This is a genomic window from Salinivibrio sp. MA351 (genome assembly GCF_001996065.1).
Lineage (GTDB): Bacteria > Pseudomonadota > Gammaproteobacteria > Enterobacterales > Vibrionaceae > Salinivibrio > Salinivibrio costicola.
This window is the reverse complement of sequence record NZ_MUFG01000020.1, coordinates 21322-45884: the sequence shown is the minus strand read 5'-3', so window position 1 is coordinate 45884 and position 24563 is coordinate 21322. Positions and strand designations below refer to the sequence as shown.

Here is a 24563-nt window from a genome sequence, read left to right as displayed (position 1 = left end):
GTCACTGCAATCATAGAGTGTGCATTATGGCTCAAACAGACACTATCGTGGCGCAAGCCACAGCAACTGGCCGGGGCGGCGTGGGAATCGTTCGCGTGTCTGGCCCCCTCGCCCATGAGATTGGCAAAAATATGACCGGACGTGAGCTGGTGCCTCGTCGTGCTGACTACCTCCCCTTTCTCGACCAGGATGGTCAGCCTATCGATCAAGGCATCGCGCTATTCTTTAAAGGCCCTCATTCATTCACGGGCGAAGACGTGCTTGAACTGCAAGGCCACGGTGGCCCCGTTATCATGGATATGCTCATCCAAAGGATTAGCGCCTTTGACGGGGTACGAGCCGCTCGCCCGGGAGAATTCTCTGAACGCGCTTTTTTAAATGATAAGTTGGATCTCGCGCAAGCAGAAGCCATTGCTGACTTGATTGATGCCAGCTCTGAGCAAGCCGCACGTTCGGCGCTACAGTCGCTACAAGGCGCCTTCTCTAGCCAGGTGAACGCGCTGGTGGAAAAGGTCATTCACCTGCGCATTTACGTCGAAGCCGCAATTGATTTTCCCGATGAAGAAATCGATTTTCTCTCCGATGGTAAGGTCGCCAGCGATCTCAATCACATTATTGAGCACCTCGCCACACTGCGTAAAGAGGCCAACCAAGGCGCCATCATGCGTGAAGGAATGAAAGTGGTAATCGCTGGCCGCCCAAATGCAGGTAAATCGAGCTTACTCAATGCCTTGTCGGGGAAAGACAGTGCCATCGTCACCGATATTGCCGGGACTACTCGCGATGTGCTGCGTGAACACATTCATCTCGACGGTATGCCTTTGCATATTATTGATACCGCAGGCCTACGTGACGCTACCGACGAGGTCGAACGCATCGGCGTGGAAAGAGCGTGGGACGAAATAGAACAAGCAGACCGCGTTTTATTTATGGTGGATGGCACCACCACTGACGCTACCGATCCACATGATATCTGGCCGGACTTTGTCTCCCGTTTACCTCAAGATATGGGCATGACGGTGATCCGTAATAAAGCCGACATGACGGGCGAGCCTATGGGCCACTGCGATACCAACCACCCAGCGCTTATCCGCCTTAGCGCTAAAACAGGCCAAGGCGTCAATGCACTCCGCCAACACCTCAAAGCCTGTATGGGCTATGCAGGAGGCAGTGAAGGGGGTTTTATGGCACGTCGCCGCCACTTAGACGCACTCGCCAGTGCAGCCGCACACCTGGACATTGGTCAAACACAACTAGAAGGTTACATGGCCGGTGAAATATTGGCGGAAGAGTTACGCTTGACCCAGCAGTACCTCAACACCATTACTGGCGAATTTAGTGCCGATGACTTATTAGGAAAAATCTTCTCCTCATTTTGTATCGGCAAATAATTATCCCCAACCTGATCACGGGATCCTTACACAAAGGATCCCTTTATCCTACTGTGTTGATCGCGGTTATCCTTGTTATAAGATCATAAGTTATCCCCATAGTTTTCACCATGATCCCCTCGACTGCATCCCCGAAGATACCCGCAATATTCAGCAAGAATTGACTCCCAGCAACAAGGTCTCAATACTAGGCAAGAGACTCTTAATCGTGAGGATAATATGGCGAATATAACAATTATTACAGGCAGTACCTTGGGCGGCGCGGAATATGTTGGCGATCACCTGTCAGATCAACTACAGGCAAAGGGGTACCAAACAGCGGTTATCAATGAGGGGATCCTCGATGATGTATTGGGCGCCAGCACGCTCTTAGTCGTCACATCGACTCATGGCGCTGGCGACTTCCCCGAGAGCATTGCCCCTTTGATGGAACAGCTAATGACCGAACGTCCGATGCTACGTGCGTTGAAATACGGGGTGGTTGGCATTGGCGATTCTAGTTATGACACCTTTTGTGAAGCTGGCATGAAAGCAGACGCCCTATTACAAGATCTCGGGGCCGTCAAAATTGGCGAACGAATCGACATCGATATTCAAGCTCATCCGGTGCCTGAAGATGAAGCGGAACGCTGGTTAACCGATTGGGAGCCATTACTTCAGGCATCTAAGTGAACAATAATTAATCAAACAGACTGTGGATAACTAAGGAATAACCCAGTGATCTTCCTTTAGTTATCCATTTGATAGTTTTTCTTTCCGATCGCCCTGTGGATAAAAGGGCATTTTGATCCCAGGTGATACAGGATCCGATCCAAGGCCACCCACAGAAAGTGATCGTTCCAAGATCCTTGATCTCAATGATCTTTTACCGCTTATCCACTGAGATCCGCTTCCTTAGTAGTAGATCTAATAAAGGATCTATATAAAGATCTTATATATATAAAGCGAAAGCCTTAAGAWGATCAGGATCAAGGTTTGGTTCCTTGTTGAGAGAAAAAGCGCTAGAATGTCGCCCCTTTTGCTTAGTTCATGCGCAAACACTTAACCAGGTTGAGGCTTTAATCATGTTTTACCAGGATCACTTTGACGTCATCGTTGTGGGTGGTGGCCATGCTGGTACCGAGGCAGCACTAGCCGCCGCTCGAATGAATCAAAGAACGTTGTTATTAACCCATAATATCGACACTTTGGGACAAATGTCGTGTAACCCTGCGATTGGCGGGATCGGGAAAGGACACCTGGTAAAAGAAATTGATGCCCTAGGCGGTGCGATGGCGCAAGCTATCGACAAAGGCGGGATCCAGTTTAGAACCCTGAACGCGTCGAAAGGACCCGCAGTACGAGCAACACGAGCACAAGCTGATCGTGCGTTGTACAAAGCGGCAATCCGCCATACCCTGGAAAACACGCCACACCTATCCCTTTTCCAACAAGCCGTGGTGGATTTGATCGTCGATCAGGATCGCGTCACTGGGGTAGAAACAGAAATGGGACTGAAATTCAGCGCAACCACTGTGGTGTTGACTGTCGGTACCTTTTTAGGTGGAAAAATCCATATTGGTATGGATAACTACTCCGGAGGGCGCGCTGGAGATCCACCGTCGAACAAGCTCGCCGATCGCCTACGTGCACTGCCGTTTCGCGTCGATCGTTTAAAAACGGGAACGCCACCGCGTATCGATGCGCGTTCAGTCGATTTCTCTGTGATGCAAACCCAACATGGTGATACACCACGTCCGGTCTTTTCGTTTATGGGCGATGTCAGTCAACATCCTCAACAAATGCCTTGCTATATCACGTATACCAATGAAAAAACCCATGACGTGATTCGAGAAAACTTATCTCGAAGCCCAATGTATGCCGGTGTCATTGAAGGGATTGGTCCACGCTATTGCCCATCGATTGAAGACAAAGTGATGCGCTTTGCCGACAAAGACAAACATCAGATCTTTGTTGAACCTGAAGGGCTAACCAGCAATGAGCTGTATCCAAATGGTATTTCCACCAGCTTACCGTTTGATGTGCAGATGGGGATCATTCAATCGATCAAAGGCTTTGAAAACGCCAAAGTGATCCGCCCAGGTTATGCGATCGAGTATGACTTTTTCGATCCTCGCGATCTTAAGCAAACACTAGAAACCAAATTTATTAGCGGGTTATTCTTTGCCGGACAAATCAACGGCACCACCGGCTATGAAGAAGCGGGGGCTCAAGGGTTGCTGGCAGGATGTAACGCGGCGCTGCAAGCACAAGGCAAAGACGGTTGGAGCCCGCGTCGCGACCAAGCGTATATGGGCGTATTGATTGATGATCTCTCTACCATGGGCACGCAAGAGCCCTACCGTATGTTTACGTCGCGTGCTGAGTATCGCCTATTGCTGCGTGAAGATAATGCGGATATGCGTTTGACGGAAAAAGGCCGTGAGCTCGGTTTGGTCGATGATACGCGCTGGGCGCGTTTTAACCAGAAAATGGAAAACATGGAGCAAGAGCGTCAACGGTTACGTGGCACATGGATCCATCCCCATTCTGACGATGTGGCAGCACTGAACGCGATGCTCAAAACACCGTTAACACGCGAAGCGAATGGCGAAGATCTCCTGCGTCGTCCTGAGTTGCGGTATCGCGATATTGTGACATTGCCAAGTTTTGAACCGGCTCATGCGGATCAGCAAGCCAGTGAACAGGTGGAAATTCAGGTGAAATATGCGGGATATATTGACCGTCAGCAAGATGAAATTGCTAAATCACAACGTCATGAAAATACCGAATTACCCACTGATCTCGATTACGACCACATAAAAGGTTTATCGAACGAAGTGAAAGGTAAGCTCGCCGATGCGCGCCCTGAAACCGTGGGTAAAGCTTCACGTATCTCTGGCGTCACGCCGGCGGCGATCTCCATTTTGCTTGTCCATTTGAAAAAGCAAGGCATGCTGAAAAAAGGGGCATAAAATGGAACAACAACTCGAATATGGGCTGGCGCAAGCTGGCCTTGTCCTGTCAGCACAACAGCAACAGCAGTTACTGGACTACGTGCGTCTGCTGCACAAATGGAATAAAGCTTACAATTTAACCTCGGTCCGTCATCCTGACGACATGGTGGTGAAACATATTCTTGATAGTCTCGTTGTCTCGCCCCACCTCAAAGGCCAACAGTTTATCGATGTCGGCACAGGACCGGGACTACCAGGCATCCCATTGGCCATTGCTAATCCGGACAAACAGTTCACCCTATTGGACAGTTTGGGTAAACGGATTCGTTTTATTCGCCAAGTTCTTCACGAACTTGGGCTGACAAATGTGACCCCGGTCCAAAGTCGGGTGGAAGACTTTACCCCTGAGCATGGATTTGATGCTGTACTCAGTCGCGCCTTTGCATCGATGAGCGACATGGTGAGCTGGTGTCACCACTTACCGCATGCGCAAGGATGCTTCTATGCGTTGAAAGGACAAGTGGACCAACAAGAAATTGATGCGCTTCCTGCTGATTGTTCTGTGACCGATATCAAAGCTTTGAAGGTACCGGGATTGGAAGGGGCGCGTCATCTAGTAATCTTGAGAGCTAAGAGTAACGAGTAGAGGTCGAAAGCACGTGGGTAAAGTTATCGCGGTAGCAAACCAAAAGGGCGGCGTGGGTAAAACCACCACGAGTGTCAATCTCGCAGCATCACTGGCTGCCACCAATCGCAAGGTACTACTGATCGATTTGGACCCACAAGGCAATGCGACCATGGCGAGTGGCATCGATAAGTACGATGTCCATGCAACGGCCTATGACCTACTCATTGAAGAAACACCGTTCGAACAAGTTGTGGTTGAAAATACGGCGGGAAGTTATCACCTTGTCGCTGCCAACGGTGATGTGACAGCAGCAGAAATAAAACTCATGGAAGTGTTCGCTCGAGAGGTTCGTCTACGCACGATGCTCGAGACTGTCGTTGACCGTTATGATTATATTTTTATTGACTGTCCCCCTTCCCTGAACCTTCTGACCATCAATGCGATGACTGCGGCTAATTCCGTTCTTGTCCCGATGCAATGTGAGTACTTTGCCCTGGAAGGACTGACTGCTTTAATGGATACCATTAGCAAGCTGGCAAGCGTGGTGAACGCCGACCTTCACGTTGAAGGTGTCTTGCGCACTATGTACGACCCAAGAAACCGATTAGCGACCGAAGTATCGGATCAGATCAAAAAACACTTCGGTGATAAGGTGTATCGTACAGTGATTCCCCGCAATGTGCGGCTCGCGGAAGCGCCAAGTCATGGCCGACCCGCCATGTACTACGACAAACTATCGAGCGGTGCTAAAGCCTACCTCGCCCTTGCGGGTGAAATTCTGCGTCGCGAAGAGCAAGCTCGCTCCTCGCCAGACGCTGTCAATGCCTGAGGAAAACAATGAATTCAGCGAAACGCGGGCTTGGAAAGGGCCTCGACGCCCTATTGGCGACCAGTGCACAGGCACAGTCTTCACAAACAGTGGTCCCTGAATCGACCGATACCAGCAATAGCGAATTACAACAGTTATCGGTCACCGTGCTGGAGCCGGGTCAGTATCAGCCGCGCCAAGGCATGGCTGAAGACGCACTGGAAGAACTGACGGAGTCAATTCGCGCTCAAGGTGTGATTCAACCTTTAGTCGTGCGTCAGATCGCGGCGGGACGCTATGAGATCATCGCCGGTGAACGTCGTTGGCGAGCCGCTAAACAAGCAGGATTAAAGCAAGTCCCTTGTTTGGTACGAGAAATGAGCAATAAGGTCGCGAGCGCGGTCGCTTTAATTGAAAACATTCAACGCGAAAACTTGAATGCCATGGAAGAAGCGCAGGCATTGGCGCGCTTAGTGGATGAATTTGAACTGACTCACCAACAGCTTGCTGAGTCACTGGGAAAGTCTCGGACCACTATTAGTAACCTACTTCGGTTAAATGGTTTGGAATCCGGGGTGCGGCAATTGCTGCTTAACAAACAACTCGAAATGGGCCACGCACGTGCCTTGCTGGCACTGGAAGGCGACGTACAAATTGATGCAGCTTTGACTGCGGTCAATAAGAAAATGACGGTTCGCCAAATAGAAAAACTGGTAAAAAAAATGCTTTCGCCACCAGTTGAAGCGAAAAAGCCTAAATTATCACCTGAAGTTGAAGCCCTTCAGCAACGCCTAGGCGATAAATTTGGCGTGAGTGTCGCTTTAACACAACAGAAAAACGGCAGTGGGAAATTAGTGATTAATTTCGAAGAATCTGAAAAGTTAGCGCAAATTCTTGCAATTTTCGACGAAGAAATGTGACTTATGCCAGTCGCTTTTTGTTACATAAAAGTGCTTACTGTGATCAGGTTACGCTGTTGTAAAATTTTCCCTGCTTTTTTACATTGATGCGATTGCATTAGTCGGGGCGAAACGTATAATTTTTGCTGTTTTCCCAGCACGGCAACAGTGCTAAGTGGAACGGAATCGAGGAACAAATACATGGTATCGACGCTCGCGCGGCCGGGTCGTGAAATCGCGACAAAATTGGTGCTTTTGCAGGCTGGCGTCGTATTAGCAACGGCAATCTTGATGGCACTTGCTATCAATGTCGACTGGGGAAAATCCGCGTTAATCGGTGGGGGTATCTTTGTGATAGCCAATGCTGTGTTTGCGTCGTGTGCTTTCCTCTTTAGTGGGGCAAGAGCTGCAAAATTTGTGGTCGCGTCCTTCTTTGGCGGTGAAGTCTTAAAAATTTCACTGACCGTCGTCCTGTTTGTCCTTGCTTACCTGTATGTCGAGGTGGAACTTGTTCCCCTCAAACTGGCCTATTTGCTGGCATTAGGGATTAATATCTTTGCGCCAGTTTTATTCATTAACAACAACAAATAGGATGAGTTATGGCTGCGTCAGGTGATGCGCTTACACCGTCTAGCTACATCACTCACCACCTGACACACTTGTCAAGCGGTGAGGGGTTTTGGGCGGTTCATATTGATAGCCTGTTTTTCTCTGTCCTCATCGGTATCGTCTTCTTAGGCATTTTCCGATCAGTGGCAAAGAAAGCATCGACAGGTGTCCCGGGTAAGCTTCAGTGTTTTGTCGAAATCTTGGTTGAATTCGTTGATGACAATGTCCGCGAAACCTTCCATGGACGCAATCCGCTGATCGCACCTTTGGCCCTGACTATCTTCGTCTGGATATTCCTGATGAATACGATGGACTTAATTCCTATCGATTTTCTTCCTTATCCGGCGGAACACTGGTTGGGTATTCCATATTTAAAAGTGGTTCCAACTGCAGACGTAAATATCACCCTTGCAATGGCGCTGGGCGTGTTCTTCTTGATGATTTTTTACAGCATCAAGATAAAGGGTATCGGTGGCTTTGCTAAAGAGCTAGCGTTACACCCGTTTAATCACCCGATCATGATTCCGTTCAACCTCCTGTTGGAGATAGTTTCGTTACTGGCGAAGCCTATTTCTCTTGGGATGCGTCTGTTCGGTAACATGTTTGCCGGTGAGGTGGTATTTATTCTTATCGCGGCGTTACTGCCGTGGTGGGCGCAATGGCTGGGTTCTGTGCCGTGGGCAATTTTCCACATTCTAGTCATTACGATTCAAGCCTTTGTCTTTATGATGTTGACCGTCGTGTATCTCTCGCAGGCGCACGAAGACTCAGATCATTGATGACATTTTTTAGAAAGCAATTTGTTAGTCATTATTGGCTTATAGCCGACAACGAAAACTGGAGATAGTGATGGAAACTTTATTGAGCTTTTCTGCAATTGCCGTGGGCATCATTGTAGGTCTTGCTTCCCTTGGTACTGCGATTGGTTTCGCCCTGCTGGGTGGTAAATTCCTTGAAGGTGCAGCACGTCAACCTGAGATGGCTCCTATGCTGCAAGTTAAGATGTTCATCATCGCGGGTCTTCTTGATGCGGTTCCAATGATCGGTATCGTAATTGCACTGCTGTTCACGTTCGCGAACCCATTCGTAGGTCAACTGTAAACTGGCTAATAGCTGAACAGACCCTTTAGCTTATGATTAAGGAGGCGCCGTTGTGAATATCAACGCAACTCTGCTAGGCCAGGCAATCGCGTTCACTATCTTTGTGTGGTTCTGCATGAAATATGTATGGCCACCATTGATGCAAGCGATTGAAGAGCGTCAGAAAAAAATCGCTGACGGTCTCGCGGCGGCTGATCGCGCCGCCAAAGACCTGGATTTAGCCCAGGCGAACGCTTCTGATCAATTGAAAGAAGCGAAGCGCAATGCAACTGACATTATCGAGCAGGCCAACAAACGCAAAGCACAAATCCTCGATGAGGCACGTGTCGAAGCGGCTGCTGAGCGCGACAATATCCTAAACCAGGGTAAGGCCGAGTTGGAAGCAGAGCGTAACCGTGCACGCGATGAGCTGCGTAAGCAAGTCGCATCGCTCGCTGTTATTGGTGCCGAGAAAATTATTGAGCGTTCTATTGACCAGAACGCGCATAAAGATCTTCTCGATAAAATCACTGCAGAACTGTAACAAGGAGGGGCAGCAATGTCTGAACTGACAACACTCGCTCGCCCCTACGCGAAAGCAGCCTTTGATTTTGCGGTAGAAAAAGGCGAGTTAGTCCAATGGGCTGAAATGCTTGCCTTTACTGCTGAGATTGCCCGTGATGAGCGCGTAAAACATATGTTAGACGCGTCCTACTCTGCCGAGAAATTAGCAGATATTTTCATCACAGTGGGTGGCGATCAGCTCAACGATTTCGGCCAAAATTTGATTAAAATGATGGCGGAAAACAAGCGTCTAAAAGCGCTTCCTGAGGTTTGTGAACAGTTTCTCGCCATGCGCGCGGAATTGGAAAAAGAAGTTGATGTGCAAGTCACGTCAGCGACGGCTCTTTCCGAAGAGCAACAACAAGCCATCAGTGAAAAGCTAATGACGCGTTTTGAGCGCAAAGTAAAGCTGAACTGTAGTGTAGACGAAGCCCTGGTTGCCGGGGTTATTATTCGAGCTGGAGACTTGGTCATCGATAACTCAGTAAGTGGCCGTATGCGCCGCCTGAGCGATGCATTGCAGTCTTGATTTGGGGAATTGGAGCATGCAACTTAATTCCACGGAAATTAGCGATCTGATCAAACAACGCATCGAAAAATTCGACGTTGTGAGTGAAGCGCGTAACGAAGGTACCATCGTGTCAGTCAGCGACGGTATTATTCGTATCCATGGCCTTGCTGATGCGATGCAAGGGGAAATGATTGAACTGCCTGGTAACCGTTATGCGCTAGCATTAAACCTTGAGCGTGACTCTGTAGGTGCGGTTGTGATGGGTCCGTATTCGGATCTACAAGAAGGCATGAAAGTCACCGGTACTGGTCGCATTCTTGAAGTACCGACGGGTCCTGAACTGTTAGGTCGTGTGGTGAACACCTTGGGTGAGCCAATCGACGGTAAAGGACCGATCGAAACCGAAACCACTTCGCCTGTCGAAGTGATTGCGCCGGGCGTTATCGCTCGTCAATCGGTCGATCAACCTGTTCAAACCGGCTATAAAGCGGTTGACTCAATGATCCCTATCGGCCGAGGCCAGCGTGAGCTGATCATCGGTGACCGCCAAACCGGTAAAACCGCGTTGGCGATCGATGCGATCATTAACCAGAAAAACTCTGGTATCTACTCTATTTATGTCGCGATTGGTCAAAAAGCCTCAACCATTGCCAACGTAGTTCGCAAGTTGGAAGAGCATGATGCACTGAAAAACACCATTGTCGTGGTGGCTTCAGCGTCTGAAGCGGCAGCATTGCAATACCTTGCGCCTTACTCAGGTTGTGCAATGGGCGAGTATTTCCGTGACCGCGGTGAAGATGCGCTGATTGTTTACGATGACCTGTCTAAGCAGGCTGTTGCATATCGTCAGATCTCGCTGCTGCTACGTCGTCCACCAGGCCGTGAAGCCTTCCCGGGTGACGTTTTCTACTTGCACTCACGTCTTCTTGAGCGAGCTGCACGTGTAAACGCGCACTATGTCGAAGAGTTCACCAAAGGTGAAGTGAAAGGTAAAACCGGTTCATTAACCGCCTTGCCTATCATTGAAACCCAAGCGGGTGACGTGTCTGCATTCGTACCGACCAACGTTATCTCGATCACCGATGGTCAGATCTTCCTGCAAACTGAGCTGTTCAACGCCGGTATCCGTCCCGCGGTTGACCCAGGTATCTCGGTCTCTCGTGTCGGTGGCTCTGCGCAAACTAAGATCATGAAAAAACTGTCAGGCGGTATTCGTACAGCCTTGGCACAATATCGTGAGCTTGCTGCATTTGCTCAGTTCTCATCGGATCTGGATGACGCAACCAAGAAGCAATTGGATCACGGTCAGAAAGTGACCGAGCTGATGAAGCAGATGCAATATGCGCCAATGTCTGTCTTTGAGCAGGCCATGGTTATTTTTGCGGCTGAAAAAGGCTACTTGGAAGACGTTGAGCTGAACAAGATCGGTGACTTTGAGCAATCTCTGCTCGCCTTTGCGAAGGCGCAGTATGCCGACCTAGCTGCTCAGATTGATGAGTCTGGTGCTTACAACGATGACGTTGAAGCACAGCTGAAAAAGCTGTTGGACGACTTCAAAGCGACCCAGACTTGGTAACATTGTAGGTGGCCACTTAGGTGGTCACCCACTAACGGAGAGTAACTATGGCCGGCGCAAAAGAGATTCGTACTAAGATCGGAAGTGTGAAAAACACACAGAAGATCACTAAAGCGATGGAAATGGTGGCAGCCTCCAAAATGCGTAAAACGCAAGAAGCCATGGAGTCGTCACGTCCATATGCTGTCACTATGCGCAAAGTGATCGGTCATCTTGCACTGGGTAACTTGGAGTACCGTCATCCTTATTTGGAAGAGCGGGAAGCCAAGCGCGTTGGTTACATCATCATTTCTACTGACCGCGGATTGTGTGGTGGCTTGAACATTAACCTGTTCAAAAATGTCATCACAGATATGGAAAGCTGGACCCACAAAGGTGCTGAGATCGATATGGCATTGGTCGGGGCGAAAGCGACCGCTTTCTTTAACAATTACGGCGGAAATGTAGTCGCACAAACCTCTGGTTTGGGGGATACCCCCGTACTGGAAGACCTGATCGGTACGGTCGGGGTGATGCTGAAAAAATACAATGAAGGTGAGCTGGACCGCTTATATGTTGTTTTCAATAAATTTGAGAACACCATGGTGCAGACCCCAGTGATCGATCAATTGCTGCCTTTGCCCAAGTCAGACGACGAGGATATGCAGACTAGCCACGCTTGGGATTATATCTATGAGCCTGAGCCGAAGCCCTTGCTCGATACTTTGTTGGTTCGCTATGCCGAGTCACAAGTGTATCAAGGTGTGGTGGAAAACCTCGCCAGTGAGCAAGCGGCGCGTATGGTGGCGATGAAAGCTGCGACCGACAATGCAGGTAATCTGATTGATGATCTGCAGTTGGTGTACAACAAAGCCCGTCAGGCTGCGATCACCCAAGAGCTGTCAGAGATTGTTTCTGGCGCAAGTGCGGTGTAAAGGCAAAGGTTAACGAACTAGTTTAGAGGAATAACGATGGCTACAGGTAAGATCGTTCAGATCATCGGTGCGGTAGTCGACGTAGAGTTTCCACAAGACGCAGTGCCTAAGGTATATGATGCGTTGAATGTGAAACGTGAAGGCGAGCGTCTGGTGTTGGAAGTTCAGCAGCAGCTAGGTGGTGGCGTAATTCGTGCTATCGCTATGGGCTCATCTGATGGTCTGCGTCGTGGAATCGAAGTAGAAAACTCAGGGGCTGCAATCCAAGTCCCTGTTGGGGAAGCAACGCTAGGACGTATCGTCAACGTTCTGGGTGATGCAATTGATGAGCGTGGCGATCTTGGTGAAAAAGAGCGCTACTCGATTCACCGTGAAGCGCCAACTTACGAAGAACAATCGAATTCCACTGAGCTTTTGGAAACCGGTGTTAAGGTTATCGACCTTATCTGCCCGTTTGCGAAAGGCGGTAAAATCGGTTTGTTCGGTGGTGCGGGTGTTGGTAAAACCGTCAACATGATGGAGCTTATCAACAACATCGCACTGCAACACTCAGGTCTGTCTGTATTTGCTGGTGTAGGGGAGCGTACTCGTGAGGGTAACGACTTCTACTACGAAATGCAGGAAGCGGGTGTTGTTAATATCGAAAACCCTGAAGAGTCAAAAGTGGCCATGGTGTATGGTCAGATGAACGAGCCACCAGGTAACCGCCTGCGTGTCGCACTGACCGGTCTAACCATGGCGGAAAAATTCCGTGATGATGGCCGTGATGTTCTACTGTTCATCGACAACATCTATCGCTATACCCTTGCCGGTACTGAGGTATCTGCACTGTTGGGTCGTATGCCATCAGCAGTAGGTTATCAGCCAACGCTCGCTGAAGAGATGGGTGTATTGCAAGAGCGGATCACGTCTACCCGTACTGGTTCGATTACTTCCGTACAGGCGGTTTACGTGCCAGCGGATGACTTGACTGACCCGTCACCAGCCACCACCTTTGCCCACTTGGATGCAACGGTTGTATTGTCACGTAACATCGCGTCTATGGGTATGTACCCAGCGATCGACCCATTGGATTCGACATCACGTATGTTGGACCCCTTGGTGGTAGGTCAAGACCACTATGATATGGCACGTGGTGTGCAATCTGTGCTTCAGCGCTATAAAGAGCTGAAAGACATTATTGCTATTCTGGGTATGGATGAGCTATCTGAAGAAGATAAGCTAACGGTTGCACGTGCACGTAAGATTGAACGTTTCTTGACTCAACCTTACCACGTCGCTGAAGTGTTCACCGGCCAACCAGGTGTTTATGTTTCGCTGAAAGATACTATTGCAAGCTTCAAAGGCCTGCTCAGTGGCGAGTACGATGATATTCCAGAGCAGGCTTTCCTGTACTGCGGTAGCATCGACGAAGTACTCGAAAAAGCGAAAAACCTGTAAGGCTTGAGTAGGAGGCGATATGGCAGCGATAACCTTCCATCTGGATGTGGTCAGTGCAGAGCGACGATTGTTCTCTGGCCGTGCCGAGCATATTCAGGTGACCGGTAGCGAAGGTGAACTGGGTATTCACGCAGGACACACACCGCTGCTGACCGCTATCACGCCGGGCATGGTGCGTATCGTCAAGCAAGGCGGTAGCGAAGAGATCATTTATCTTTCTGGCGGCACGCTTGAAGTTCAGCCTAGTACAGTCACTGTACTGGCTGATACGGCAATTCGTGGTGAAGAGCTAGACCAAGCCAAGGCAGAAGAAGCGAAGCGTCGCGCTGAGGATAAAATCCATAATCAGCATAAAGACGTCGACTTTGCTCAAGCGGCCAGTGACCTGGCTAAAGCGGTTGCGAAGCTTCGAGTGATCGAGCTGACCAAACACAAGCGTTAATCAGGCACTTACGGTAAGAATATAAGCGACGCTTCGGCGTCGCTTTTTTTATGTGCCGCGCGACGTGATATCTGCTAGGTGCGTCTTACCACCAAAAAGCGTTACACTGAGCCTCATTATTTATTCAAATCAACCCTCATCACGGAAAGACTATGCAATACAGTGCGGTTATTCTCGCGGCCGGTAAGGGCACGCGCATGTATTCTCAAACCCCTAAAGTGCTTCACACATTGGCTGGTAAACCAATGGTTGAACATGTGATTGATACCTGCCATGGCCTCGGCGCTTCGCAAATTCATTTAGTGTATGGCCATGGTGGTGAAACCATGCAGCGTGTGTTAGCTCACTCGCCGGTGAATTGGTGCTTACAAGCCGAGCAGCTCGGGACAGGCCATGCAGTGCAACAAGCTGCGCCACATTTCGCCGATGATGAGCAAGTGTTGGTGCTCTATGGCGATGTGCCCTTAATTTCAGAGCAAACCTTAACGCGTTTGCTAGAAGGGCAGCCAGAGGGCGGGATTGGGCTGTTAACTGTGCATCAGGACGATCCAACCGGTTACGGTCGTATTGTGCGTGAAAAAGGGGAAGTGGTCGCGATTGTCGAGCAAAAAGATGCGACTGACAGTCAGCTTTCGATCACCGAAATTAACACCGGCGTATTGGTGGCAACAGGACGAGACCTACGTCATTGGTTGTCGCAGCTAGACAATAATAATGCCCAAGGCGAGTTTTACCTTACGGATGTGATTGCGCTGGCGCATCAACAAGGCCGGGCTATTCAAGCGGTTCACCCCGTCAATGCTGTCGAAGTCGAAGGCGTCAATAACCGCCTGCAGCTCTCTCGTCTTGAGCGTGAGTATCAAAAAATGCAAGCCGAGCAACTGCTACTGAGCGGCGTCATGCTTACCGATCCGGCGCGCTTTGATCTACGCGGCCAGTTGCAATGTGGCCGAGATGTCACCATTGATGCCAACGTCATCATCGAAGGCAGTGTGACCTTGGGTGATAACGTCACTATCGGGGCCGGAAGCGTACTGATTGATTGCGAGATTGATGACAACACCTTAATTCGCCCTTATAGCGTGGTGGAAGGTGCTAGCGTCGGGGAAGACTGCACGGTTGGGCCGTTTACGCGGCTACGTCCCGGCGCTGAAATGGCACGCAATGCCCATGTGGGTAACTTCGTGGAAATGAAAAAAAGCCAACTTGGCGAAGGCTCTAAAGCCAACCACCTGACGTATCTTGGTGATACTGAGGTGGGATGCGGCGTGAATATCGGCGCTGGCGTGATCACCTGTAATTACGATGGTGCCAATAAACATAAAACCGTGATTAAAGATAATGCCTTTATTGGATCGGACTCTCAGCTCGTCGCCCCGGTGGTGATTGGTGAAGGGGTCACCGTTGGCGCGGGCAGTACCATCAGTAAAGATGTCGCGGATGGTCAACTAATCATCACTCGCGCCAAACCAAGGACAATTGAGGCTTGGCAACGGCCGAAAAAAAAGTAGAATACTGACTATTGAGCGCGCACAGCGGCTTTTTAGCTTGATAGGCGAAAAGTTGTGCGGTTGGTAAAATCAGGTATTGACTCCCGATAAAAACCAGCCTATTATGCGCGCCTCAGTTGGGGTATCGCCAAGCGGTAAGGCAACGGGTTTTGATCTCGTCATTCCCAGGTTCGAATCCTGGTACCCCAGCCAACGCGTCCGTAGCTCAGCTGGATAGAGTACCTGGCTACGAACCAGGCGGTCGGAGGTTCGAATCCTCCCGGACGCGCCATCTTTCTTCGACTACCATGAAGTGAGATGAACAACTTGGAAAGCGGAAGTGGCGGAATTGGTAGACGCACCAGATTTAGGTTCTGGCGCCGCAAGGTGTGAGAGTTCAAGTCTCTCCTTCCGCACCATTTATTAAAGACATGTGGCTGTAAAGCGGCATGAAAAATTGGGGTATCGCCAAGCGGTAAGGCAACGGGTTTTGATCTCGTCATTCCCAGGTTCGAATCCTGGTACCCCAGCCACTTTAGGTCGGCTACGTAGCTCAGTTGGTTAGAGCACATCACTCATAATGATGGGGTCACAGGTTCGAATCCCGTCGTAGCCACCATTATTCTGATTTATTGCAGATGCAGTGAATCACACCGGTTTGCGGCGGTGGCGGAATTGGTAGACGCGCTAGCTTCAGGTGCTAGTGTCCGAAAGGACGTGAGGGTTCAAGTCCCTCCCCCCGCACCAAGACAATTGATACTTAGCCCGCCCGCTGAGTTATCATAAAAAACATGCGGAAGTGGCGGAATTGGTAGACGCACCAGATTTAGGTTCTGGCGCCGCAAGGTGTGAGAGTTCAAGTCTCTCCTTCCGCACCATATTAAGCCCACTAGCTTCAGCTGGTGGGCTTTTTTCGTTTTTGTTATCTGCCAGTCACACTTCTCGGTCCCTCTAATACTTTTCGCCACTTCATCTTGAACTTTGTTTTGTTTTGTTTATCATAAGTTTCGAATCGAAACTTTAGTGGTTATATGTCGAAACGAAATACCCAACAACGCCGTCACACCATTGTGTCCTTGCTAACAGAGCAAGGGCAGGTGAGTGTTGATGCCCTCTCTCAACGCTTTGAAACCTCCGAAGTGACTATCCGTAAAGATTTGGCCGAGCTGGAGAAAAACGGCCTGCTACTGCGCCGTTATGGCGGAGCTGTGCCTGTACCGCAAGAAATGGTATCGGAGCAGGCGGTGAAAGTGTCGAAGCAAAAGCAAAGTATTGCCGATACTGCGGCGGCGCGTATTCGAGATCATAACCGTATCGTCGTCGATAGTGGCACCACGACTGCGGCTTTAATCCCTTTGCTCGACAAAAAGCGCGGTCTAGTGGTGATGACTAACTCATTGCAGGTTGCCAATGCGATTCGTGAGCTTGAACACGAACCCACTTTATTAATGACGGGGGGAACGTGGGATACCCATTCTGAGTCCTTTCAAGGCCAAGTAGCCGAACAAACCTTACGTGCCTATGACTTTGATCAGCTCTTTGTTGGCGCCGACGGCATTGATGTCGGGCGTGGCACGACCACATTTAATGAAATGACGGGTCTGACACGGGTGATGGCGGAGGTCGCGCGTGAAGTGGTGGTGATGATCGAATCTGACAAGATCAGTCGCCGTATTCCTAACTTGGAGCTTGCCTGGTCCAGCATCGATACCTTGATCACCGATAGCCAACTCGACGACGATCTCAAGCGCGCGATCGAACAAACGGGGACAGATGTGATCTGTGCCGATACCTGATAAACCCAATAAGGAAAGACTATGTGTGGAATTGTAGGCGCTGTGGCGCAGCGTGATGTGGCTGAAATTTTAGTGGAAGGCCTACGTCGTCTTGAATACCGCGGTTATGACTCTGCTGGCATTGCGATCACGGATGACCAGGGGCAATTAACCCGCGTTCGTCGTTTGGGTAAGGTTGCTGCGCTCTCCGATGCTGTTGCAGCGTCTCATCCGACCGGGGGAACGGGGATTGCGCATACACGTTGGGCCACCCATGGAGAACCCAGCGAAGCCAATGCCCACCCACACATGTCCGGTAATGATATTGCGGTGGTCCATAATGGCATTATCGAAAACCATCAGACATTGCGTGAACAGCTGCAAGCACGTGGCTATCAATTTGATTCGCAAACCGATACCGAAGTGATCGCTCACTTAGTTGACTGGGAGATGCAACAAGGTGGTGATTTGCTGAATGCATTTCAACGCACCGTCGATCAGCTTGAAGGGGCTTACGGCACCGTAGTGATGGATAGACGCCAACCTGAACGGTTGATTGCCGCGCGCTCGGGCAGTCCATTAGTGATTGGCCTTGGGGTAGGAGAAAACTTTCTCGCCTCGGATCAGCTTGCGCTGCTCAATGTCACGCGTCGCTTTATCTATCTCGAAGAAGGGGATGTGGCTGATATCTCTCGCCGCGAGGTGACAATTTATAATCAGGAGGGCACACCGGTCGAGCGCGAGGTGAATGAAGCCAGTGCTCAATACGATGCCGCCGATAAAGGCCAATATCGCCACTACATGCAAAAAGAAATCTATGAGCAACCCACGGCATTGACGAACACCATGGAAGGCCGTTTGGGCAACGACCATGTGATTGTGGATGCGATTGGCAATGGCGCCAGCGATATTTTGGCCAAAGCGCAGCATATTCAAATCATCGCGTGTGGCACGTCCTATAATGCGGGCATGGTGGCGCGTTATTGGTTTGAGTCGTTGGCTGGGATTAGCTGTGATGTCGAGATTGCTTCTGAGTTTCGCTATCGCCAGTTTGTTACCCGTCCCAACAGTGTGCTCATTACCTTATCGCAATCTGGCGAAACGGCCGATACGTTAGCGGCGCTGCGCTTAGCGAAAGAGCGTGGTTATATGGCGACCATGGCTATTTGTAATGTGGCAGGTTCATCACTGGTTCGTGAGTCTGACTTAGCCTTTATGACGCGAGCAGGGACGGAAATCGGCGTTGCATCGACCAAAGCTTTTACTACCCAGCTGTCCGCGCTACTGATGCTGGTCACCGCGCTGGGTAAAATGCAAGGGCGTATCGGCCGTGATAAAGAGCGTGAGGTTGTCGATGCCTTGCACCATCTCCCCTCTAGCATTGAGCAGGCACTCACGTTTGATAAAGCGATTGAGCAGCTCGCTCAGGACTTTGCTGACAAGCATCATGCGCTCTTCCTTGGCCGTGGTGAGTATTATCCGATTGCTATTGAAGCCGCGCTCAAGCTAAAAGAAATCTCTTACATTCACGCTGAGGCCTATGCCGCTGGTGAGCTAAAGCATGGCCCATTGGCGCTGATTGATGCTGACATGCCGGTGATTGTGATCGCACCGAACAATGAGCTGTTGGAAAAGCTCAAATCAAACATTGAAGAAGTACGTGCTCGTGGTGGCCAGCTCTATGTGTTTGCCGATCAAGATGCCGGCTTTACACCGGAAGAAGGCATGAAAATTATCGCCATGCCACACGTGGATGACATCATCGCCCCGGTTTTCTACACCATCCCAATGCAGCAATTGTCGTATCATGTGGCCTTAATTAAAGGCACGGACGTTGACCAACCTCGTAACCTCGCCAAAGCGGTGACGGTGGAATAATCCTGCCTAGTAATCACCACGCTCTGACTAGGAGCGTGGTTGATTATTTATCAGTTACTTCTTCTTTGCTGTAAAAATGCGATCTGCATAGGCTTTGTTGCAAAATGCAAATCATTTTGCATTCAATCTCAGGCATGGCGTCTTGAAATATAAACAGAATGTCGTGTGTGTATCTAAGTATATGATTTTTAAGTCTTTATTTGRTGCCTAATAACCTGGCCTACATTGTGCATACTCAGGGTATAACGACAAATATTGATAAGTTGTAGTGAGGAAGCAATGATTGATTCTAAAACCCAAGTAGCAAAACGCATCAAAGAAGCGCGTGAGTGGAAAGGCATCACTCAAGTAAAAATGGCCAAACTACTCAATGTGGCGCGTCAGACTTATTTGGATATCGAAAACGGTAAAACTGAGCCTCGCGTTCGCATGCTTTCCAATATCGCTGAATTGACTGAACGTCCATTAGTGTGGTTTGTCTATGGCGACGAAGATGTTGAGATGCATGATGTTCAATACAAGCAAGATGTGAACCGCTTGCTCGAGCATTTCTCGCGTTTACCCCATGAAGCGCGCACGGCCATTTTAAATCAAAGCGTGAATATGGCGTCGTTCCTTGTGAACTATTCAAAGGCCGCTCAGCGCGCATAAGAGCACTGCCTGACCGACTAGATATGCGGGTAAGTGCTTGCTTACTGAGGTAGGCATCCGTAGCGCAGCATCACACTATCGATGTACGCTACCATGATACGCCTACCGAGCCATGCATAATGCAGGGTTGGTGTTGTGACGGGCTTTTGTTTAATACAGCTCGGGTAGCAGAGATGAGGCATGAATCATGGTGATTTCGACCGCGCATATGGCGCAACGGATCCGTGAAGCACGGGAATTCAGTAAAATCACTCAGGTAGAGATGGCGCAGCGTTTGAATGTCGCGCGGCAAACCTATCTAGATATGGAATCGGGAAAAACCGATCCAAAAATTCTAGCGCTGGTCACGATTGCAGAGATCACCGGTCGCCCTTTTAATTGGTTCGTGCATGGTGAGTCTGATGAGCGCGACATTGCCTTCACTCATCGTGACGATTTGGCCGCCTTAACCAGCTTGCTGAGTCAGTTGCCGCAAGTTGCGCGTCAAACCGTTATGGATAACGCACTATCAATTGCTGAGTATGTCGTATCAATGACGCCCGAGCCGCGAAACGAATAAACAAAAAGCCCGATAAACGTTATCGGGCTTTTGCTTATTTGGCGTCTATGTCGCCGAGTGGGAGAGGAAAAAACGAAAGGCGGGATTCGACGTTTCATCTTTCCATTCATAGCCGAGCTCGCGTAAATGCGCGGTAAATGCCAGCAAATCTTGGTCGCCGATCTCAAAGCCACATAAAACACGTCCGTAATCTGAGCCATGGTTTCGGTAGTTAAACAGGCTAATATTCCAGTGGGTGCCCAGTGTTTGTAAAAAATGCAATAGTGCGCCTGGGTATTCAGGAAATTCGAAGCTGTACAGGCGTTCATGGAGGTGGGTTGAGGGACGCCCGCTAATCATGTAACGCACATGAACCTTGGCCATTTCATCGTCGGATAAATCTTCTACCGGATAACCTGCTTGGCGTAGATCCTTGATTATCTGATCCAACTCTTCTTGGCCTCCCAGCAACCGCACCCCGACGAAAATGTTCGCCAGGTTTTCATCCCCATATCGATAGTTAAACTCAGTCACGGCGCGATCGCCCAAAATCTGACAGAAATTGAAAAAAGCGCCAGTGTGTTCAGGGATAGTGACGGCAAGTAGGCCTTCGCGTTTTTCCCCCAGCTCAGCCCGTTCAGAGACGTAGCGTAGCGAGTGAAAGTTGGTGTTGGCACCGGATAACACCGCCGCCATTTGCTTGTCTTTTAGCTGATGTTTTTCAACATAGTGTTTTAGTCCAGCCAGTGCTAACGCGCCTGACGGCTCGGAAATAGCACGGGTGTCTTCAAAAATGTCTTGTACCGCCGCGCAAATGGCATCACTGGACACCGTGATGCTGTCATCAAGGTATTGCTGGCATAGCCGAAAGGATTCATCGCCGATGCGCTTGACTGCAACGCCATCGGCAAAGGTTCCAACCCGATCGAGGGTGACGGGAAAGCCAGCATCTAACGCCGCGCGCAGACAGGCCGAGTCTTCCGCTTCGACACCGATCACCTTGATATTAGGCATCAGTTGTTTGATAAGCACTGCGACGCCGGCAGCGATGCCTCCGCCCCCGACGGGTAAGAAGACATAATCGAGATGACCATTTTGTTGCACTAGCTCAAGACCGATAGTTCCTTGACCGGCAATCACCTGTGGGTGATCAAAGGGCGGAACAAAGGTATAGCCATGCTCATCGGCAAGCTGTTGTGCTCTGCCTTTGGCGTCATCAAAATTATTACCATATAGCACCACTTTGCCGCCAAAGCCGCGTACCGCATCGACTTTAATCGCCGGTGTTGTACGTGGCATGACGATGGTTGCTTGCACGCCAAGCTTGCTTCCAGATAACGCCACCCCTTGTGCATGATTACCGGCAGAGGCAGCAATCACACCGGCTTGCTTTTGCGCGTCGGTTAACTGGGCCATCATATTATGCGCGCCACGCAGTTTAAATGAATGAACCGGTTGACGGTCTTCGCGTTTGAGCTGCACCTGGTTATCGAAGCGCTCAGACAAGCGTTTCATGGTTTGAAGTGGCGAGGTGATCGCCACTTCATAAACAGGCGCGCGCAAGATATCCCTAAGGTAATCAGCACCGTCCATCGGTTGTGCGGGTAAAGATTGCGCCTGTTGCATGCTTACTCCTCCAATTTACTGCGATCGCGCACCGCGCCTTTATCAGCACTGGTGGCAAGGGTGGCATAGGCTCTTAAGGCGTAAGAAACCTGACGCTGGCGATCTTTCGGTTTCCACCCTCTTGCCTGCGCCTTTTCTCGGCGTGCAGTGAGGGTGGCTTCATCTACCCGCAAGCTGATTTCACGGGTCGGGATGTCAATGTGAATGCGATCACCGTCTTCAACGAGGGCGATGGTGCCGCCGTTAGCTGCTTCGGGTGACACATGACCAATGGATAGCCCGGAAGTGCCGCCAGAAAAACGGCCATCAGTGAGCAGGGCGCACGACTTACCCAGCCCCATCGATTTTAAGTAGGTGGTGGGGTAGAGCATTTCTTGCATCCCTGGTCCACCTTTGGGTCCTTCATAGCGAATCACGACCATATCGCCGGCTTTGACTTTTCCACCGAGAATCGCTTCCACGGCGGTGTCTTGGCTTTCGAAGACCACCGCGGGCCCTTCGAAGGTCAGAATGCTCTCATCCACGCCGGCGGTTTTGACGATACAGCCATTTAAGGCGATATTACCTTGCAGCACGGCAAGGCCACCGTCTTGGCTGAATGCGTGCTCGAGGGTACGAATACAACCAGATTGACGGTCATCATCCAGAGTGTCCCAGCGACAGGTTTGCGAGAAGGCTTGGGTGGTACGAATGCCCGCCGGCCCGGCGCGATAGAAAGCTTTAATCGCTTCATCATCGGTTTGTACAATGTCATATTGCGCCAGTTGCTCTTTAAGGCTCATGCCCAGCACAGTTTGCTGGTCCATATTCAGTAAGTTGGCGCGTTGGAGTTCGCCGAGGATCCCCATCACACCACCGGCGCGGTGCACATCTTCCATGTGATACTGCTGGGTGGATGGTGCCACTTTGCAAAGATGAGGGACTTGGCGTGACATGCGATCAATATCATCCATACCAAAATCGATATCGCCTTCTTGAGAGGCGGCCAGCAAGTGCAGCACGGTATTAGTTGATCCTCCCATGGCAATATCGAGGGCCATGGCATTTTCAAATGAGGCGCGATTTGCAATATTGCGTGGCAGGATGCTGTCGTCGTCTTGCTCGTAATAGCGCTTGGCGAGCGAAACAATCCGTTTACCGGCGTTGAGAAACAGTTGTTCACGATCTGCATGAGTGGCGAGCATGGATCCATTACCGGGTTGGCTGAGCCCCAGCGCTTCGGTTAAACAGTTCATCGAGTTGGCGGTAAACATGCCAGAGCACGAACCACACGTGGGGCACGCTGAGCGTTCAATTTGCTCGCTTTGCTCATCAGACACATCTGGGTTGGCCCCTTGCATCATGGCATCGACCAGATCGAGTTTAAGGATTTGATCGGAAAGCTTGGTTTTCCCCGCTTCCATCGGGCCGCCAGAGACAAAAATAACGGGCACATTTAAGCGCATGGCGGCCATTAACATGCCTGGGGTAATTTTGTCACAGTTGGAAATACAGACCATGGCATCGGCACAGTGGGCGTTGACCATGTACTCGACCGAGTCAGCGATAATCTCACGCGAGGGCAGTGAGTAGAGCATGCCGCCGTGGCCCATGGCGATGCCATCATCCACCGCGATGGTATTAAATTCTTTGGCAATCCCGCCGGCTTGTTCGATTTCTCGCGCCACCAGCTGGCCCATATCTTTGAGGTGGACGTGCCCGGGCACAAACTGGGTAAACGAGTTCACCACCGCGATGATGGGCTTGCCGAAATCATCATCTTTAACGCCGGTGGCACGCCATAGTGCGCGTGCGCCTGCCATGTTGCGACCGTGGGTGGTGGTTTTGGAACGATAGGTTGGCATATTACGACTCCTTTGCCTTATGCGCGCTGGTCGGGGTGAACGGGATCAAGCCAGCCCCATTTGTCTTCGGTAGTGCCATCAAACAGGCCAAAAAAGGCTTGCTGTAGTGAGGCGGTGATCGGGCCTCGTTGACCTTCACCCACTGTAATTTGGTCGACGCTGCGCACGGGGACGATTTCAGCTGCGGTTCCCGTCATAAACACTTCATCGGCCAGATAAAGCGCTTCACGTGCAATCGACTCTTCGCGAATCGTTAGCCCTTGTTCTTTGGCGAGTGTGATGATCGAATCGCGTGTTAGTCCAGGTAAAATCGCGCTGGTGGCCGGTGGGGTACTGATCACGCCATTTTTGACAATAAAGAGGTTCTCACCGGCCCCTTCGGATAGGTAGCCACGCACATCCAATGCAATGCCTTCTGCGTAGCCATGACGGCGGGCTTCTCCACCCACTAATAAGGACGATAAGTAGTTGCCGCCGGCTTTTGCCGCGGTTGGAATGGTATTGGGGGCGGCACGGTTCCAGCTCGAGACCATGGCATCGACCCCTTGTGCGAGGGCGTCTTCGCCAAGGTAGCTTCCCCAGCTAAAGGCAGCGATGATGATGTCCATCTGTGTGTCTGGCGGTGGACAAACGCCGAGGCCAACATTGCCGACAAAGCCAAGCGGACGAATATAGGCGGAGCGAAGCTGGTTCACGCGCAGGGTTTCTCGGCAACCTTCCATCAGCGCATCCACGCTAAATGGGATCGGAAAACGATAAATCTTCGCCGAGTCTTTAAGGCGCTGCATGTGTTCGCGATGGCGAAATACCACGGGGCCGTTTGGGGTGTCGTAGCAACGTATCCCTTCAAAGACTGAGGTGCCATAGTGCATGGCGTGGGTGAGTACGTGCACAGTGGCATCCTGCCAAGCGATCATTTCCCCGTTAGACCAAATATAATCAGCGGTATTTGTCGACATTCTT

Annotated in this window: 23 protein-coding genes and 7 tRNA genes; 27 read left to right on the top strand and 3 right to left on the bottom strand. The window is 50.4% G+C overall.

The window, feature by feature from the left end; all coding sequences use genetic code 11:
- The first annotated feature begins 26 nt into the window (after positions 1-26).
- The 27 genes from mnmE (at position 27) to BZG78_RS11225 (ending at position 20151) form a co-directional block, all read left to right on the top strand.
- Positions 27-1391, top strand: a complete 1365-nt coding sequence (gene mnmE, locus BZG78_RS11355) for a tRNA uridine-5-carboxymethylaminomethyl(34) synthesis GTPase MnmE (protein WP_077661259.1) — start codon at positions 27-29, stop codon at positions 1389-1391.
- Between the two features lie 219 nt (positions 1392-1610).
- Complete coding sequence (gene mioC, locus BZG78_RS11350) at positions 1611-2063, top strand: FMN-binding protein MioC (protein ID WP_077661258.1); 453 nt, start codon at positions 1611-1613, stop codon at positions 2061-2063.
- A 392-nt stretch (positions 2064-2455) separates the two neighbouring features.
- Positions 2456-4345, top strand: coding sequence for a tRNA uridine-5-carboxymethylaminomethyl(34) synthesis enzyme MnmG (gene mnmG / locus BZG78_RS11345; protein ID WP_077576850.1), 1890 nt, complete (start codon positions 2456-2458; stop codon positions 4343-4345).
- Between the two features lies 1 nt (position 4346).
- Positions 4347-4973: a 16S rRNA (guanine(527)-N(7))-methyltransferase RsmG gene (rsmG, locus tag BZG78_RS11340; protein ID WP_077647289.1), complete on the top strand. Its 627-nt coding sequence runs from the start codon at positions 4347-4349 to the stop codon at positions 4971-4973.
- A gap of 13 nt (positions 4974-4986) precedes the next feature.
- The gene (locus tag BZG78_RS11335; protein WP_025744729.1) at positions 4987-5784 is read left to right on the top strand and encodes a ParA family protein; all 798 of its coding nucleotides are present in this window, start codon (positions 4987-4989) and stop codon (positions 5782-5784) included.
- An 8-nt stretch (positions 5785-5792) separates the two neighbouring features.
- Positions 5793-6683 carry a ParB/RepB/Spo0J family partition protein gene (locus BZG78_RS11330; protein WP_077661257.1) on the top strand — a complete coding sequence of 297 codons (891 nt, stop codon included), beginning with the start codon at positions 5793-5795 and terminating at the stop codon, positions 6681-6683.
- A gap of 180 nt (positions 6684-6863) precedes the next feature.
- Positions 6864-7253, top strand: coding sequence for a F0F1 ATP synthase subunit I (locus tag BZG78_RS11325; RefSeq protein ID WP_077461786.1), 390 nt, complete (start codon positions 6864-6866; stop codon positions 7251-7253).
- An 8-nt stretch (positions 7254-7261) separates the two neighbouring features.
- The gene (gene atpB, locus BZG78_RS11320; RefSeq protein WP_025744730.1) at positions 7262-8050 is read left to right on the top strand and encodes a F0F1 ATP synthase subunit A; all 789 of its coding nucleotides are present in this window, start codon (positions 7262-7264) and stop codon (positions 8048-8050) included.
- A gap of 70 nt (positions 8051-8120) precedes the next feature.
- Positions 8121-8372 carry a F0F1 ATP synthase subunit C gene (gene atpE / locus BZG78_RS11315; RefSeq protein WP_025672872.1) on the top strand — a complete coding sequence of 84 codons (252 nt, stop codon included), beginning with the start codon at positions 8121-8123 and terminating at the stop codon, positions 8370-8372.
- A 52-nt stretch (positions 8373-8424) separates the two neighbouring features.
- On the top strand, positions 8425-8895 hold the full coding sequence (atpF, locus tag BZG78_RS11310) for a F0F1 ATP synthase subunit B (protein ID WP_077461785.1): 471 nt from the start codon (positions 8425-8427) through the stop codon (positions 8893-8895).
- Between the two features lie 15 nt (positions 8896-8910).
- Positions 8911-9444, top strand: coding sequence for a F0F1 ATP synthase subunit delta (gene atpH / locus BZG78_RS11305; protein ID WP_077461784.1), 534 nt, complete (start codon positions 8911-8913; stop codon positions 9442-9444).
- 16 nt (positions 9445-9460) lie between these two features.
- Positions 9461-11002 carry a F0F1 ATP synthase subunit alpha gene (gene atpA, locus BZG78_RS11300; protein ID WP_077461783.1) on the top strand — a complete coding sequence of 514 codons (1542 nt, stop codon included), beginning with the start codon at positions 9461-9463 and terminating at the stop codon, positions 11000-11002.
- A gap of 47 nt (positions 11003-11049) precedes the next feature.
- Entirely contained in the window at positions 11050-11916 is an 867-nt protein-coding gene (gene atpG, locus BZG78_RS11295) for a F0F1 ATP synthase subunit gamma (protein ID WP_025744734.1), read from the top strand.
- A 36-nt stretch (positions 11917-11952) separates the two neighbouring features.
- Positions 11953-13356 carry a F0F1 ATP synthase subunit beta gene (atpD, locus tag BZG78_RS11290; protein ID WP_025744735.1) on the top strand — a complete coding sequence of 468 codons (1404 nt, stop codon included), beginning with the start codon at positions 11953-11955 and terminating at the stop codon, positions 13354-13356.
- 19 nt (positions 13357-13375) lie between these two features.
- The gene (locus BZG78_RS11285; RefSeq protein ID WP_077661256.1) at positions 13376-13798 is read left to right on the top strand and encodes a F0F1 ATP synthase subunit epsilon; all 423 of its coding nucleotides are present in this window, start codon (positions 13376-13378) and stop codon (positions 13796-13798) included.
- A gap of 152 nt (positions 13799-13950) precedes the next feature.
- Positions 13951-15309, top strand: coding sequence for a bifunctional UDP-N-acetylglucosamine diphosphorylase/glucosamine-1-phosphate N-acetyltransferase GlmU (gene glmU, locus BZG78_RS11280; protein ID WP_077661255.1), 1359 nt, complete (start codon positions 13951-13953; stop codon positions 15307-15309).
- 117 nt (positions 15310-15426) lie between these two features.
- Positions 15427-15501, top strand: a tRNA-Gln gene (locus tag BZG78_RS11275).
- A gap of 2 nt (positions 15502-15503) precedes the next feature.
- Positions 15504-15580, top strand: a tRNA-Arg gene (locus BZG78_RS11270).
- Positions 15581-15622: 42 nt separating this feature from the next.
- A tRNA-Leu gene (locus BZG78_RS11265) sits at positions 15623-15707 on the top strand.
- 39 nt (positions 15708-15746) lie between these two features.
- A tRNA-Gln gene (locus BZG78_RS11260) sits at positions 15747-15821 on the top strand.
- Between the two features lie 9 nt (positions 15822-15830).
- Positions 15831-15907: transfer RNA gene (locus BZG78_RS11255), tRNA-Met, on the top strand.
- A gap of 41 nt (positions 15908-15948) precedes the next feature.
- Positions 15949-16035 (top strand) — tRNA-Leu (locus tag BZG78_RS11250).
- Between the two features lie 46 nt (positions 16036-16081).
- Positions 16082-16166, top strand: a tRNA-Leu gene (locus tag BZG78_RS11245).
- A 153-nt stretch (positions 16167-16319) separates the two neighbouring features.
- Positions 16320-17084, top strand: coding sequence for a DeoR family transcriptional regulator (locus BZG78_RS11240; protein ID WP_021022743.1), 765 nt, complete (start codon positions 16320-16322; stop codon positions 17082-17084).
- 21 nt (positions 17085-17105) lie between these two features.
- Positions 17106-18941, top strand: coding sequence for a glutamine--fructose-6-phosphate transaminase (isomerizing) (gene glmS / locus BZG78_RS11235; protein WP_077661254.1), 1836 nt, complete (start codon positions 17106-17108; stop codon positions 18939-18941).
- 279 nt (positions 18942-19220) lie between these two features.
- Positions 19221-19592, top strand: coding sequence for a helix-turn-helix transcriptional regulator (locus BZG78_RS11230; protein ID WP_021022741.1), 372 nt, complete (start codon positions 19221-19223; stop codon positions 19590-19592).
- Between the two features lie 187 nt (positions 19593-19779).
- A complete protein-coding gene (locus tag BZG78_RS11225; RefSeq protein WP_021022740.1) occupies positions 19780-20151 on the top strand; it encodes a helix-turn-helix transcriptional regulator in 372 nt (123 codons plus the stop codon).
- 45 nt (positions 20152-20196) lie between these two features.
- Here the strand turns inward: BZG78_RS11225 and ilvA are convergent, their stop codons facing one another.
- From ilvA to ilvE, 3 genes are read right to left on the bottom strand one after another with little or no spacing between them, the layout of a single operon-like run.
- On the bottom strand, positions 20197-21756 hold the full coding sequence (gene ilvA, locus BZG78_RS11220) for a threonine ammonia-lyase, biosynthetic (protein ID WP_077661253.1): 1560 nt from the start codon (positions 21754-21756) through the stop codon (positions 20197-20199).
- A gap of 2 nt (positions 21757-21758) precedes the next feature.
- Positions 21759-23600 (bottom strand): dihydroxy-acid dehydratase, encoded by a 1842-nt coding sequence (ilvD, locus tag BZG78_RS11215; protein WP_077661252.1) that lies wholly within the window; start codon positions 23598-23600, stop codon positions 21759-21761.
- Between the two features lie 17 nt (positions 23601-23617).
- Positions 23618-24559 (bottom strand): branched-chain-amino-acid transaminase, encoded by a 942-nt coding sequence (ilvE, locus tag BZG78_RS11210; protein WP_077647464.1) that lies wholly within the window; start codon positions 24557-24559, stop codon positions 23618-23620.
- Between the last annotated feature and the right edge of the window lie 4 nt (positions 24560-24563).